Source organism: Pseudomonas sp. EGD-AK9 (assembly GCF_000465935.2).
GTDB lineage: Bacteria > Pseudomonadota > Gammaproteobacteria > Pseudomonadales > Pseudomonadaceae > Aquipseudomonas.
In genome coordinates, this window is record NZ_AVOF01000973.1 from 1 (window position 1) to 13,470 (window position 13,470).

Consider the following 13,470-nt stretch of genomic DNA (forward strand, 5'->3'; position numbering starts at 1 on the left):
GGGCCGGTGCGCTGGCGCCCTAGGGCCTGACCGCGCCGCGCCGCTGCGCCCGCTCCACCCGGCGTGCCTCCAGCTGCACTTCCGCCAGCACTTCCTGCACGTAGTCGATATGCCGATCCGACAGCGCCCGGGCGTCCTCGGCGCGGCCCTCGACTATCGCCTCGTACAGCGCGCGGTGCTGGCTGATCAGCATGTCGCGGGTCTCCTCGCGCTGGGCGTACATGCCGCCGATATTGGTCACCACGTTGCGTTTGAGCAGGTCGAACAGGCCGCGGATGGTGTGCAGCAGCACGGCGTTGTGGCTGGCCTCGGCGATGGCCAGGTGGAAGCGCGCATCGGCGGCGCCCTCCTCGGCGCGGGTGACCTTGCCGACCCGCGTGTAGCAGTCCTGCAGCGCCTGGAACGCCTCGGTCAGGCGCTGGCGGTCGATATCGGTGGCGCGCTTGGCAGCGTAGTAGGCGCAGGAGCCTTCCAGGGTGTGGCGGAACTCCAGCAGGTCGCGCTGGGCGTCCTCCTTGTTTTCCAGCAGCTGCATCAGCGGGTCGCTGAAGGTGGAGCCGAGCGATTCGGCGACGTAGTTGCCGCCGCCCTGGCGGCTGACCAGCAGGCCCTTGGCCACCAGCTTCTGGATCGCCTCGCGCAGCGACGGGCGCGACACGCCGAACTGTTCGGCCAGGGTGCGCTCGGCAGGCAGGCGCTCGCCGGCACGCAGGGTGCCTTCGAGAATCATGGTTTCCAGTTGCGCGACGATATCGTCCGATAAACGGCGCTGCCGCACCTGCCCTACTTCCATCCCGAACTTCTCCATTGGTTTGACCAGGCCACCAGCAGGCCTGGCCCTGAGGCGCAAGCCTATCGCCCAGGCCGAACGCGGACAAGACGAGCCTCTACGACCAAAGTCTTAGCCCGACGATTTGACAGGTCATTGATCGACTTTTAACCTGAGCCGGCAACTTTGTAAATTGGTCTTACCAATTAATCCATACCGATAACAAGAACGAGTCGTCGAGGTCACGCCATGAACCCCCATAGCGCCGCACGTCTGCCCGCCACCGCTTCGTCCCCACTGCGCCGCGTGCGCCTCGCCGCGGAGTGAGCCCCATGTCCAACGGAATTCTCGCCCTGCTGGCGTTCTCCCCCATCCTGCTGGCCGCCGTGCTGCTGATCGGCCTGCGCTGGCCAGCCAAGCACGCCATGCCGCTGGTCTACCTGATCACTGCCGCGGTCGGCCTGTTCGCCTGGGACATGAGCTTCAACCGCGTGCTGGCCTCGACCCTGCAGGGCCTGCTGATCACCCTCGGCCTGCTGTGGATCATCTTCGGCGCCATCCTGCTGCTCAACACCCTCAAGCATTCCGGCGGCATCACCGCGATCCGCGCCGGTTTCGCCACCATCAGCCCCGACCGGCGCATCCAGGCGATCATCATCGCCTGGCTGTTCGGCTGCTTCATCGAGGGCGCCTCCGGCTTCGGCACCCCGGCCGCCATCGCCGCGCCGCTGCTGGTGGCCATCGGCTTCCCGGCCATGGCCGCGGTGCTGATGGGCATGCTGGTGCAGAGCACGCCGGTGTCCTTCGGCGCGGTCGGCACGCCAATCATCGTCGGCGTCAACACCGGCCTGGACACCGCCAGCATCGGCGCGCAGCTGCTCGAGCAGGGCTCGAGCTGGGCGCAGTTCCTGCAGCTGATCACCAGCCAGGTGGCGATCATCCATGCCACGGTCGGCGTGGTCATGCCGCTGGTGATGGCGATGATGCTGACCCGCTTCTTCGGACAGGAGAAAAGCTGGAAGGCCGGCCTGGAAGTGCTGCCGTTCGCGATCTTCGCCGGCCTCGCCTTCGTCCTGCCCTACGCCGCCACCGGCGTGTTCCTCGGCCCGGAATTCCCCTCGCTGCTCGGCGGCCTGATCGGCCTGGCCATCGTCACCAGCGCCGCCCGCTTCGGCTTCCTGGTACCTAAGACCACCTGGGATTTCGCCCCGGCCGACAAGTGGCCGAGCGAATGGCTGGGCAGCGTCGAGATGAAGCTGGACGAGCTCACCGCCAAGCCGATGAGCGCCCTGCGCGCCTGGTTGCCCTACGTGCTGGTCGGCGTGCTGCTGGTGATCAGCCGGGTGTTCCCCGAGGTCGGCAATGCGCTCAAGGCGGTGGTGGTGAACTTCCCCGACCTGCTCGGCGAGGCCGGCATCGGCGCCAACTTCCAACCGCTGTACCTGCCGGGCGGCATCCTGGTCGCCGTGGTGCTGGCCACCTTCTTCCTGCACGGCATGAAGCTGCGCGAACTCACCGCCGCGGTGAAGGAGTCGTCCAGCGTGCTGCTCAGCGCCGGCTTCGTGCTGCTGTTCACCGTGCCGATGGTGCGCATCCTGATCAACTCCGGGGTCAACGGCGCCGAGCTGGCCAGCATGCCGATCCTTATGGCGCGCTGGGTGGCCGACAGCGTCGGCGGCATCTACCCGCTGCTGGCGCCGAGCATCGGCGCCCTGGGCGCCTTCATCGCCGGTTCCAACACGGTGAGCAACATGATGTTCAGCCAGTTCCAGTTCGGCGTGGCCAGCAGCCTGGGCATCTCCGGCGCGCTGATCGTCGCCGTGCAGGCCATCGGCGCCGCCGCCGGCAACATGGTGGCGATCCACAACGTGGTGGCGGCCTCGGCCACGGTCGGCCTGCTCGGCCGCGAGGGCAGCACCCTGCGCAAGACCATCTGGCCGACCCTGTACTACGTGTTCTTTACTGGAGTCATCGCGATGGTGGCGATCTATGCCCTGGGCGTCAGCGACCCGCTGATCGCCCACTGACCGCCGCCGCCCCGCGCGCCCCGACCCGTCGGGGCGCGCGTATTACGGCCCCACGCACCCCTTTTCAGCACAGGATGAGTTCATGATCATTTCTGCTTCCACCGACTACCGCGCCGCCGCGCAGCGCAAGCTGCCGCCGTTCCTGTTCCACTACCTCGACGGCGGCGCCTACGCCGAGCACACCCTGCGGCGCAACGTCGCCGACCTGGCCGACATCGCCCTGCGCCAGCGGGTGCTCAAGGACATGTCGGCGCTGGATCTGTCCACCGAGCTGTTCGGCGAGCAGCTGGCGATGCCGGTGGCCCTGGCTCCGGTCGGCCTGACCGGCATGTACGCGCGGCGCGGCGAGGTGCAGGCGGCCAAGGCGGCGGCGGCCAAGGGCATTCCCTTCACGATGTCCACCGTGTCGGTGTGCCCGATCGAGGAGGTGGCGCCGGCCATCGACAGGCCCATGTGGTTCCAGCTCTACGTGCTGAAGGACCGCGGCTTCATGAAGAACGTGCTGGAGCGGGCCAAGGCCGCCGGCGTCAGCACCCTGGTGTTCACCGTCGACATGCCGGTGCCCGGGGCGCGCTACCGCGACGCCCACTCCGGCATGAGCGGCCCCAACGCGCCGCTGCGGCGCATGCTGCAGGCCATGACCCACCCGAGCTGGGCGCTCGACGTCGGCCTGCTGGGCAAGCCGCACGACCTGGGCAATATCTCTGCCTACCGCGGCAACCCCACCGGCCTGGCCGACTATATCGGCTGGCTGGGCGCCAACTTCGACCCGTCGATTTCCTGGAAGGATCTGCAGTGGATCCGCGACTTCTGGGAAGGACCGATGGTGATCAAGGGCATCCTCGACGCCGACGACGCCCGCGACGCAGTCAAGTTCGGCGCCGACGGCATAGTGGTGTCCAACCACGGCGGCCGTCAGCTCGACGGTGTGCTGTCCAGCGCCCGCGCCCTGCCGGCCATCGCCGATGCGGTCAAGGGCGAACTGAAGATCCTCGCCGACTCCGGCATCCGCACCGGTCTGGACGTGGTGCGCATGCTCGCCCTCGGCGCCGACAGCGTGCTGCTCGGCCGCGCCTTCGTCTACGCCCTGGCCACCGCCGGCGGCGCCGGGGTGAGCAACCTGCTGGAGCTGATCGAGAAGGAAATGCGCGTGGCCATGGTGCTCACCGGCGCCAAGTCGATCGCCGAGATCAACCGCGATTCGCTGGTCAGGGAGCGCTAGGCCATGGGCGCCGCACAGGGGATCGCAAGCGTCGCCTCGGCCACCCTGCTGGCGCAGCTGCGCCAGGTGGTGGGCGAGGCCCACGTGCTGACCGACGAGCAGGCCACCCGACGCTATCGCAAGGGTCACCGCAGCGGTCAGGGCGCCGTCCTGGCGGTGGTGCGCCCCGGCTCGCTGCTGGAGCAATGGCGGGTGCTGCAGGCGGCGGTGGCGGCCGACCGCATCGTCATCATGCAGGCGGCCAACACCGGCCTGACCGGCGGCTCGACCCCGGACGGCGACGACTACGACCGCGAGATCGTGCTGATCAGCACCCTGCGCATCGCCGGCGTGCAGCTGATCAACGACGGCGAGCAGGTGGTGTGCCTGCCCGGCGCCACCCTCGACCGCCTGGAGCAGGCGCTGGCGCCGCTGAACCGCGAGCCGCATTCGGTGATCGGCTCGTCCTGCATCGGCGCCTCGGTGCTCGGCGGCATCTGCAACAACTCCGGCGGCGCCCTGGTGCGCCGCGGCCCGGCGTACACCGAGCTGGCGCTGTACGCCCAGGTACGGGAAGACGGCACGCTGCAGCTGGTCAATCACCTGGGCATCGAGCTGGGCGACAGCCCCGAGGAGATCCTCACCCGCCTGCAGAACGGCGACTACGGTCCGCAACAGATCCGCAACGAGGCGACCGCCAAGGCTTCCGACGCGCGCTACGGCGAGCACGTACGCGACGTCGATGCCGACACCCCGGCACGCTTCAACGCCGACCCCTCGCGGCTGTTCGAGGCCTCCGGCTCGGCCGGCAAGCTGTGCCTGTTCGCCGTGCGCCTGGACACCTTCCCCAAGGAGCCGAGCACGGTGTTCTATATCGGCAGCAACGACCCGCAGGATCTCACCGAGGTGCGCCGCCACCTGCTCACCCACCTGCCGCGCCTGCCGATCGCCGGCGAGTACATCCACCGCACCGCCTTCGATATCGGCGAGAAGTACGGCAAGGACAGCTTCCTGGTGATCGACAAGTTCGGCACCGCCAGGGTGCCGGCCGCCTTCGCCCTGAAGAGCCGCATCGACGGCTTCTTCGAACGCTTCGGCCTGCGCGGGGTCACTGACCGGGTGCTGCAGGCGGCGATGAACCTGCTGCCCAGCCATCTGCCCAAGCGCATGCGCGAATACCGCGAGCGTTACGAGCATCACCTGCTGCTGCGGGTGTCCAACGACACCCTGGAGCAGACCCGCGCCTTTCTCGCCGAGTATTTCGCCGGCAGCACCAGCGGCGCCTTCTTCGAATGCGACGCCGAGGAGGGGCGCAAGGCCTTCCTCCACCGTTTCGCCATCGCCGGCGCGGCGATCCGCTACCGCGAGGCGCACCGCGACAGCGTGGAAGACATAGTCGCGCTGGATATCGCCCTGCGCCGCAACGACCGCGACTGGGTCGAAAAATTGCCCGCCGAGCTGGAAGAGCAGATCGTGCACAAGCTCTACTACGGGCACTTCTTCTGCCACGTGTTCCACCAGGACTACATCGTCAGGAAGGGCGTCGACCCGCTGGCGATGGAGCACCGCATGTGGGCGCTGCTGGACGAGCGCCGCGCCGAGTACCCGGCCGAGCACAACGTCGGCCATCTGTACGTGGCCAAACCGGCACTGGCCGGCTTCTACCGCGAACTCGACCCGACCAACAGCTTCAACCCCGGCATCGGCCATACCTCGAAGCAGAAGCATTGGGGTGGCTGCTGCGGGCAGGAGCATTGAGCGTAGGGTGGATCACGCTTCATCGATCCACCATTTCGGCGGATGCAAAAGGCGATATCCGCTCCTACATAAGATCGTGCCCCCGAAACGGCAAGGCCCGCCGATTTGGCGGGCCTTGTTTTTACCTCGAGCGCGATCAGGCGAAGACGATCTCCTCGCCCTCCACCTTGGCATGCACCAGCGCACCCGGGGCGAAGGCGCCGGCGAGGATCTGCTGCGCCAGCGGGTTCTCGATCCAGCGCTGGATCGCCCGCTTCAGCGGCCGCGCACCGTAGACCGGGTCGTAGCCGACGGCGATCAGCTTGTCGAGCGCCTCGGGGGTCAGCTCCAGGCTCAGCTCGCGCTCGGCCAGGCGGCCACGCAGGCGTTTGAGCTGGATCTCGGCGATGCCGGCGATCTGCTCGCGGCCCAGCGGCTCGAACACCACCACCTCGTCGATGCGGTTGATGAACTCGGGGCGGAAATGACTGCTCACCGCATCCATCACCGCCGCGCGCTGCGCCTCGCGGTCGCCGACCAGCTCCTGGATCTGCGCCGAGCCGAGGTTGGAGGTCATGACGATCACGGTGTTCTTGAAGTCCACGGTGCGCCCGTGGCTGTCGGTCAGGCGGCCGTCTTCGAGCACCTGCAGCAGCACGTTGAACACGTCCGGGTGGGCCTTCTCCACCTCGTCCATCAGCACCACCGAGTAAGGCTTGCGGCGCACCGCCTCGGTCAGGTAACCGCCCTCTTCATAGCCGACATAGCCGGGCGGCGCGCCGATCAACCGCGCCACGCTGTGCTTCTCCATGAATTCGGACATGTCGATGCGCACCAGCGCCTCCTCGGTGTCGAAGAGGAACTCGGCCAGCGCCTTGCACAGCTCGGTCTTGCCCACCCCGGTGGGGCCGAGGAAGAGGAACGAGCCGCTCGGCCGGTTGGGGTCGGCCAGCCCCGCGCGGGAGCGGCGCACGGCGTTGGCCACGGCCACCACCGCCTCGTCCTGGCCGATCACCCGCTGGTGCAGCAGGCCTTCCATCTTCAGCAGTTTCTCGCGCTCGCCCTCGAGCATCTTGCTCACCGGGATGCCGGTCCACTTCGACACCACCTCGGCGATTTCTTCGTCGGTGACCTTGTTGCGCAGCAGCTGGTTCTCGCTCTTGCCGTGCTGATCAACCATCTGCAGGCTGCGCTCCAGGTCGGGAATGATGCCGTACTGCAGCTCGGCCATGCGCTGCAGGTCGGACTTGCGCCGCGCCGCCTCGAGGTCGGCCTTGGCCTGCTCGATCTTCTGCTGGATCTGCGCCGAACCCTGCACCTCGGCCTTCTCCGACTTCCAGATCTCCTCCAGGTCGGCGTATTCGCGCTCCAGCTTGGCGATGTCCTCCTCCAGCTTGACGAAGCGCTTCTTGGTGGCCTCGTCCTCCTCCTTCTTCAGCGCCTCGCGCTCGATCTTCAGCTGGATCAGGCGGCGATCCAGGCGGTCGAGGGCCTCCGGCTTGGAGTCGATCTCCATGCGGATACGGCTGGCGGCCTCGTCCACCAGGTCGATGGCCTTGTCCGGCAGCTGGCGGTCGGTGATATAGCGATGGCTGAGCTTGGCCGCGGCGATGATCGCGCCGTCGGTGATGGTCACGCCGTGGTGCACCTCGTAGCGCTCCTTGAGGCCACGCAGGATGGCGATGGTGTCTTCCTCGCTCGGCTCGTCCACCAGCACCTTCTGGAAGCGCCGTTCCAGCGCGGCGTCCTTCTCGATGAACTGGCGGTACTCGTCCAGGGTGGTGGCGCCGACGCAGTGCAGCTCGCCGCGCGCCAGCGCAGGCTTGAGCATGTTGCCGGCGTCCATGGCACCCTCGGCCTTGCCGGCGCCGACCATGGTGTGCAGCTCGTCGATAAACAGGATGATCCGCCCTTCCTGCTTGGACAGCTCGCCCAGCACCGCCTTGAGGCGCTCCTCGAACTCGCCGCGGAACTTGGCCCCGGCGATCAGCGAGCCCATGTCCAGCGACAGCAGGCGCTTGTCCTTGAGCCCGTCGGGCACTTCACCGTTGATGATGCGCTGGGCCAGGCCCTCGGCGATGGCGGTCTTGCCCACGCCGGGCTCGCCGATCAGCACCGGGTTGTTCTTGGTGCGGCGCTGCAGCACCTGGATGGTGCGGCGGATCTCGTCGTCGCGGCCGATCACCGGATCGAGCTTGCCCTCCTCGGCACGCTTGGTCAGGTCGACGGTGTACTTGTCCAGCGCCTGGCGCGACTCCTCGACGTTGGGGTCGTTGACCGCCTGGCCGCCGCGCAGGTTGGCGATGGCGTTCTCCAAGGCCTTCTTCGACACGCCCTGGGCCAGCAGCAGCTTGCCCAGCTTGGTGTTCTCGTCCATCGCCGCAAGCAGCACCAGCTCGCTGGAGATGAACTGGTCGCCGCGCTGCTGCGACAGGCGGTCGGCCTGGTTGAGCAGGCGCGCCAGGTCCTGCGACAGGTTGATGTCGCCGGTGGGGTTCTGCAGCTTGCCCAGGTGGTCGAGTTCGCGGGTCAGACCCTGGCGCAGGCTGGCGATGTCGAAGCCCACCTGCATCAGCAGCGGCTTGATCGAACCGCCCTGCTGCTCCAGCAGCGCCTGCAGCAGGTGCAGCGGCTCGATGGCGGCGTGGTCCATGCCCACGGCCAGGGACTGGGCATCGGAGAGGGCAAGTTGCAACTTGCTGGTCAAACGGTCGATACGCATAGATGTCCTTCCTTCTAGAAAAGCGGGCCGGGACCACAATCCCCGAATACAGAAACCCGCCGAGATGAAGACTAGATGAGGACGATTACGCCGTATTCAAGCCGGGACGCCTTGATCCAGGTCAGCGCCAGGTCACCTGCTGCTCCAGCGGAAAGCGCAGGCGCGGGTTGTACACGCCCTTCTCGCCCTGGCGACCTACCGCCAGCAGCATGATCGGAATGGCCTGGCGCGGAATCTCCAGCACCCGGCGCAGGCGCACCTCGTCGAAGCCCTCCATCGGGCAGGTGGCGTAGCCGTGACTGTGGAACGCCAGCATCAGATTCTGCGCCGCCAGGGCGGTGGACTTGGTCGCCCACAGGCGCATCTCGGCGCGGCTATTGGGCCTGCGCATCAGCGGCTTGCGCAGCGCCAGCAGGCGCACCAGCTGGCGCTTGAACAGGCCGAGCAGGCCCAGCGGGCCCTGGTTGTACTGGAACGGCGCGGTGTTGCCGTAGAAGTGGCGGATGCGCGCCGGCACCTCGGCTTCCGGCCAGTGCTCGACGATCTGCCGGCAGGCCTGGCGCCAGGTATCCGGGCGCGCCAGCACGGCGACGATCAGCGGCGCGCGGGCGGCGTGCTGGCTCATGCACACCGGGTGCAGCTGCGCCAGCAGCGCCGGCTCGCGGATCACCTGAAAACTCCAGGGCTGCAGGTTGCAGGAGTTCGGCGCCAGCATCGCCAGCTCCAGGCAGTCGCGGATCACCGCCTCCGGCACCGGCTCGGCGGTGAAACGGCGCACCGCGCGACGGCTTTCGATCAGCGCGCGCAGGGCGGCCGGCGAGGCCATGGCCTCGTCGGGGTCGCGGGGGAAACTGGTCATGGGCGGACTCCTCGGCAGCTCGCTCGATTAAGCCGCCGGGAGGAGCGGGGAACAAGGCTGGCCGTCGAAACGGCCGGCGGATTGGCCGATTCGCCGTTACAGCGGGCCGCTGAAAAACGTAGGCGAGGCAGGCGAGACAAGGCAAAAGCGGCCGAAAAAGCGGAGTTTACGTGCTGTAAATGAGCATTTTGAGGCCGCTTTTAACGCAGGATTGCCAACGCAGGTAGTTTTTCAGCGGTCTGCCAGGCCGAGCGCCTTCTCGATGGCCTGCATCAGCGCCGGATCGTCCGGCGCGGTGCGCGGCGAAAAGCGCGCCAGCACCCGGCCGTCCTGGCCGACCAGGAACTTCTCGAAATTCCAGGTGATGTCGCCGGGAAACTCCGCGCCTTCGCCGGCCAGCAGGCGATACAGCGGGTGGCGGCCGGGGCCGTTGACCTCCAGCTTGCTGCCCAGGGGAAAGGTCACCCCGTAGTTGAGGCTGCAGAATTCGCGGATCGCCTCCTCGCTGCCCGGCTCCTGCCCGGCGAACTGGTTGCACGGCAGGCCGAGCACGGTGAAGCCCTTGCCCTTGTACTGCTGATGGAGCTTTTCCAGCCCGGCGTACTGCGGGGTCAGGCCGCACTTGGAAGCGACGTTGACCACCAGCACCACCTGGCCCTTGTAAGGCGCAAGCGGCAGGTCCTGGCCATCCAGCGCACGCAGGTTGAGATCGTGAAAAGCACTCATGATGGACTTCCTCGACAGATTCGGCGCGACGGCCCACAAGGCGACCAGCGATGGCCTGCGAGCACAAAACACCTGGCGCGTTTTCGACGTCGCCAGCGACGGCCCGCAGGGTGGCAAGCAACGCTGGCCTGCGACAAAAAAGGCGCCTATCGGCGCCTTCTTCGCAAGATTCAGCTTAGCAGCGGATCGCCATGATGGAACGACCGGAGGTCGTTTCGGACGATCCGCACGCCCTGCCGATCAGTGGTGGTGACCGCCTTCGCCATGGATATGGCCGTGGGCCACTTCCTCGGCGCTGGCGTCGCGCACATTGACCACCTTGACCTTGAAGTTCAGGCGCTGGCCGGCCAGCGGGTGGTTGCCGTCGACGGTCACGTCGTCGCCATCCAGATCGCGGATGGTGACGATCTGCATGCTGCCGTCCGGGCCGGAGGCGTGGAACTGCATGCCCACTTCCAGCTCGTCGACGCCTTCGAACATGGCGCGGCTGAGGGTGGCGACCAGTTCGGCGCTGTATTCGCCGTAGGCCTCTTCCGGCTCGACCGAGACGTCCAGCTCGTCGCCGACCTGCTTGCCGACCAGAGCCTTTTCCAGACCGGCGATGATGTTGCCCGCACCATGCAGATAGACCAGCGGCGCGCCGCCAGCCGAGCTGTCGATCACCTCACCGGCATCGTTGGTCAGGGTATAGTCGATGGAGACAGCCTTGTTGGCGGCGATCAGCATGGGTGAGACCTTTTGCAGAAGAATGATGAACGAGCGAGTTTAACCAAGGCCGCAGGCGAATGCGACCCGAGCCCGGACAAACGGCCGGCGGCAGGGGCGTCGCGCCTGCTTGACTTCCGTCAGGACGAGCACGGCGATTGGGTGGCAGTCTTGTCCTGCGGCCATACTCAGCACCTGCGTCACCGCCCGCCCTGGCAGAATCGCCCCTGGGTGCTCGACCCCGAACAGCGCCAGGCCCGCCTGGGCAGCACCTTTCCCTGCGGCTGGTGCGCCACGGGACGGCCGAACGATGATTTCAAGGAAGCCTAAATGCCTGCACGCAATATTCTGGTGATCAACTGCGGCAGTTCGTCGATCAAGTTCGCCCTGGTCAACGAAACCCAGGAGCCATTCCCCCTGAGCGGCCTGGCCGAGCGCCTGGGCAGCCCGGAGGCGGCCCTGCACTGGCAGCAGGGCGAAACCCGGGACAGCCTGATGATCCCCGGCGCCGACCACCGCCTGGCGCTCTCCCAGCTGCTGCCGCTGGTGCAAAGCGCCGCCGGCGGCGAGCTGCACGGCATCGGCCATCGCGTGGTGCACGGCGGCGAGCGCTTCACTGCCGCCAGCCGGCTGGACGGGATCAGCCTGCTGGCCATCCGCCAGACCGCGCCGCTGGCGCCGCTGCACAACCCGGCCAACCTGCTGGGCATCGAGGCGGCGATGAAGCTGTTCCCCAACCTGGTGCAGGTCGCGGTGTTCGACACCGCCTTCCACCAGACCCTGCCCGAGTACGCCTACCGCTACGCCGTGCCACAGGCGCTGTACCGCGAGCACGGCGTGCGCCGCTACGGCTTCCACGGCACCAGCCACCGCTACGTCAGCCGCCGCGCCGCGGAACTGACCGGCCTGGCCGTGGGCGACAGCAGCTGGCTGGTGGCGCACCTGGGCAACGGCTGCTCCACCTGCGCCATAGTCGACGGCCAGAGCCGCGACACCAGCATGGGCCTGACCCCGCTGGAAGGCCTGGTGATGGGCACCCGCAGCGGCGACGTCGATCCCAACCTGCACAGCCACCTGGCGCGCGCCCTGGGCTGGAGCCTGGAGCAGATCGACAGCATGCTCAACAAGGACAGCGGCCTGCTCGGCCTGTCCGGCCTGTCCAACGACATGCGCGCCCTGGAGCAGGCGCGCGAGCAGGGCCATGCCGGCGCCAGCCTGGCCATCGAGGTGTTCTGCTACCGCCTGGCCAAGTCGCTGGCGGCCATGAGCTGCGCCCTACCGCGGCTGGACGGCCTGGTGTTCACCGGCGGCATCGGCGAGAACTCGCCGCTGATCCGCAGCAAGACCGTCGACCACCTGCGCCTGCTCGGCCTGCACCTGGACCAGCCGGCCAACGCCCGCTGCGTGCGCGGCGTCGCCGGCGCCATCCAGGCCGACGGCAGTCCGCGGGTGCTGGTGGTGCCGACCAACGAGGAACGGCAGATCGCCCTGGATACCCTGGCCCTGCTCGACGCCTGAGCCCGAATCGCCCGCAGGGCTTCGCTGCGCTCAGCGCCCCCATATCAGGAGAGACCATGCACACCTTCTTTATCGCCCCCACCGGCTTCGGCGTCGGCCTCACCTCCATCAGCCTCGGCCTGGTCGGCGCCCTGGAACGCAGCGGCCTCAAGGTCGGCTTCTTCAAGCCGATCGCCCAGCCGCATGCCGGCGACGAGGGCCCGGAGCGCTCCAGCGAGCTGATCGCCCGCACCCATGGCCTCAACTCGCCCAAACCGCTGTCGCTCGGCCATGTCGAACGCATGCTCGGCGACGGCCAGCTCGACGAATTGCTCGAGGAGATCATCAGCCTCTACCAACGGGCCGCAGTGGACAAGGACGTGGTCATAGTCGAGGGCATGGTGCCGACCCGTCACGCCAGCTACGCCGCGCGGGTCAACTTCCACCTGGCCAAGAGCCTGGACGCCGACGTGATCCTGGTCAGCGCGCCGGAGGACGAGAGCCTCACCGAGCTGTCCGACCGCATCGAGATCCAGGCCCAGCTGTTCGGCGGGCCGAAGGACCCCAAGGTGCTCGGCGTGATCCTCAACAAGGTACGCAGCGAACAGGGCGTGGCGGCTTTCGCCGAACGCCTGCAGGAACTCTCGCCGCTGCTCAAGACCGCCGACTTCCGCCTGCTCGGCTGCATCCCCTGGCAGGAGGAACTCAACGCGCCGCGCACCAAGGACGTCGCCGAACTGCTCGGCGCGCGCATCCTCAACGCCGGCGAGTACGAGCAGCGGCGCATGCTGAAGATCGTGCTCTGCGCCCGCGCCGTGGCCAACAGCGTGCAGCTGCTCAAGCCCGGCACCCTGGTGGTGACCCCGGGCGACCGCGACGACATCATCCTCTCCGCCGCGCTGGCGGCGATGAACGGCGTGCCACTGGCCGGCCTGCTGCTGTGCAGCGACTTCGCCCCCGACCCGCGCATCATGGAGCTGTGCCGCGGCGCCCTGGCCAGCGGCCTGCCGGTGATGACGGTGGGCACCGGCTCCTATGACACCGCCACCAACCTCAACCGCCTGAACAAGGAAATCCCGGTGGACGACCGCGAGCGCGCGGAGAAGGTCGCCGACTTCGTCGCCGGGCATATCGACCACGACTGGCTGGCCACCCGCTGCGGCACGCCGCGCGAGCTGCGCCTGTCGCCGCCGGCGTTCCGCTACCAGTTGGTGCAGCGGGCCAAGG

12 protein-coding genes are annotated in these 13,470 nt (G+C 67.8%); 7 read left to right on the forward strand and 5 right to left on the reverse strand.

The genetic code is table 11. The features are described from left to right. Nucleotides 1-19: 19 nt before the first annotated feature. The gene (locus N878_RS26000) at nt 20-793 is read right to left on the reverse strand and encodes an FCD domain-containing protein (protein ID WP_021446392.1); all 774 of its coding nucleotides are present in this window, start codon (nt 791-793) and stop codon (nt 20-22) included. Between the two features lie 308 nt (nt 794-1,101). On the opposite strand from N878_RS26000, the gene N878_RS26005 reads away from it, so the two are divergent. The 3 genes from N878_RS26005 (at nt 1,102) to dld (ending at nt 5,755) form a co-directional block, all read left to right on the forward strand. Continuing rightward, the gene (locus tag N878_RS26005) at nt 1,102-2,796 is read left to right on the forward strand and encodes an L-lactate permease (RefSeq protein ID WP_021446393.1); all 1,695 of its coding nucleotides are present in this window, start codon (nt 1,102-1,104) and stop codon (nt 2,794-2,796) included. An 82-nt stretch (nt 2,797-2,878) separates the two neighbouring features. Then, nucleotides 2,879-4,018, forward strand: a complete 1,140-nt coding sequence (gene lldD, locus N878_RS26010; protein ID WP_021446394.1) for an FMN-dependent L-lactate dehydrogenase LldD — start codon at nt 2,879-2,881, stop codon at nt 4,016-4,018. A 3-nt stretch (nt 4,019-4,021) separates the two neighbouring features. After that, nucleotides 4,022-5,755, forward strand: a complete 1,734-nt coding sequence (dld, locus tag N878_RS26015; RefSeq protein ID WP_021446395.1) for a D-lactate dehydrogenase — start codon at nt 4,022-4,024, stop codon at nt 5,753-5,755. 136 nt (nt 5,756-5,891) lie between these two features. Here the strand turns inward: dld and clpB are convergent, their stop codons facing one another. The 3 genes from clpB to N878_RS26030 all read right to left on the reverse strand — a co-directional run bounded on the left by clpB (nt 5,892) and on the right by N878_RS26030 (nt 10,041). Continuing rightward, nucleotides 5,892-8,456: an ATP-dependent chaperone ClpB gene (clpB, locus tag N878_RS26020; RefSeq protein ID WP_021446396.1), complete on the reverse strand. Its 2,565-nt coding sequence runs from the start codon at nt 8,454-8,456 to the stop codon at nt 5,892-5,894. 121 nt (nt 8,457-8,577) lie between these two features. Beyond that, nucleotides 8,578-9,315 carry a nitroreductase family protein gene (locus N878_RS26025; RefSeq protein ID WP_021446397.1) on the reverse strand — a complete coding sequence of 246 codons (738 nt, stop codon included), beginning with the start codon at nt 9,313-9,315 and terminating at the stop codon, nt 8,578-8,580. A gap of 231 nt (nt 9,316-9,546) precedes the next feature. Further along, a complete protein-coding gene (locus tag N878_RS26030; protein ID WP_021446398.1) occupies nt 9,547-10,041 on the reverse strand; it encodes a glutathione peroxidase in 495 nt (164 codons plus the stop codon). On the opposite strand from N878_RS26030, the gene N878_RS29400 reads away from it, so the two are divergent. After that, on the forward strand, nt 10,040-10,294 hold the full coding sequence (locus N878_RS29400; RefSeq protein ID WP_218186890.1) for a hypothetical protein: 255 nt from the start codon (nt 10,040-10,042) through the stop codon (nt 10,292-10,294). The two genes, N878_RS26030 and N878_RS29400, sit on opposite strands and share 2 nt — an antisense overlap. Here the strand turns inward: N878_RS29400 and N878_RS26035 are convergent. After that, nucleotides 10,282-10,767 (reverse strand): peptidylprolyl isomerase, encoded by a 486-nt coding sequence (locus N878_RS26035; RefSeq protein ID WP_021446399.1) that lies wholly within the window; start codon nt 10,765-10,767, stop codon nt 10,282-10,284. The genes N878_RS29400 and N878_RS26035 overlap by 13 nt on opposite strands. A gap of 150 nt (nt 10,768-10,917) precedes the next feature. Between N878_RS26035 and N878_RS29795 the strand changes: the two genes are divergently transcribed. From N878_RS29795 to N878_RS26050, 3 genes are all read left to right on the forward strand, one after another. Further along, nucleotides 10,918-11,076, forward strand: a complete 159-nt coding sequence (locus tag N878_RS29795) for a DUF3565 domain-containing protein (protein WP_021446400.1) — start codon at nt 10,918-10,920, stop codon at nt 11,074-11,076. Then, on the forward strand, nt 11,077-12,264 hold the full coding sequence (locus tag N878_RS26045; protein ID WP_021446401.1) for an acetate kinase: 1,188 nt from the start codon (nt 11,077-11,079) through the stop codon (nt 12,262-12,264). It abuts the gene before it with no gap. A gap of 56 nt (nt 12,265-12,320) precedes the next feature. Further along, nucleotides 12,321-13,470, forward strand: a 1,150-nt coding sequence (locus tag N878_RS26050) for an AAA family ATPase (RefSeq protein ID WP_021446402.1), incomplete at its 3' end; no start/stop codon positions are given.

Excerpts from the sequence above, each read along its gene's own strand:
- N878_RS29400 (WP_218186890.1), top strand. The coding sequence starts at position 10,040 with ATGATGGACTTCCTCGACAGATTCGGCGCGACGGCCCACAAGGCGACC.
- N878_RS26025 (WP_021446397.1), bottom strand. The coding sequence starts at position 9,315 with ATGACCAGTTTCCCCCGCGACCCCGACGAGGCCATGGCCTCGCCGGCC.
- N878_RS26030 (WP_021446398.1), bottom strand. The coding sequence starts at position 10,041 with ATGAGTGCTTTTCACGATCTCAACCTGCGTGCGCTGGATGGCCAGGAC.
- N878_RS26035 (WP_021446399.1), bottom strand. The coding sequence starts at position 10,767 with ATGCTGATCGCCGCCAACAAGGCTGTCTCCATCGACTATACCCTGACC.
- dld (WP_021446395.1), top strand. The coding sequence starts at position 4,022 with ATGGGCGCCGCACAGGGGATCGCAAGCGTCGCCTCGGCCACCCTGCTG.
- N878_RS26045 (WP_021446401.1), top strand. The coding sequence starts at position 11,077 with ATGCCTGCACGCAATATTCTGGTGATCAACTGCGGCAGTTCGTCGATC.
- N878_RS26000 (WP_021446392.1), bottom strand. The coding sequence starts at position 793 with ATGGAAGTAGGGCAGGTGCGGCAGCGCCGTTTATCGGACGATATCGTC.
- N878_RS26005 (WP_021446393.1), top strand. The coding sequence starts at position 1,102 with ATGTCCAACGGAATTCTCGCCCTGCTGGCGTTCTCCCCCATCCTGCTG.
- lldD (WP_021446394.1), top strand. The coding sequence starts at position 2,879 with ATGATCATTTCTGCTTCCACCGACTACCGCGCCGCCGCGCAGCGCAAG.
- clpB (WP_021446396.1), bottom strand. The coding sequence starts at position 8,456 with ATGCGTATCGACCGTTTGACCAGCAAGTTGCAACTTGCCCTCTCCGAT.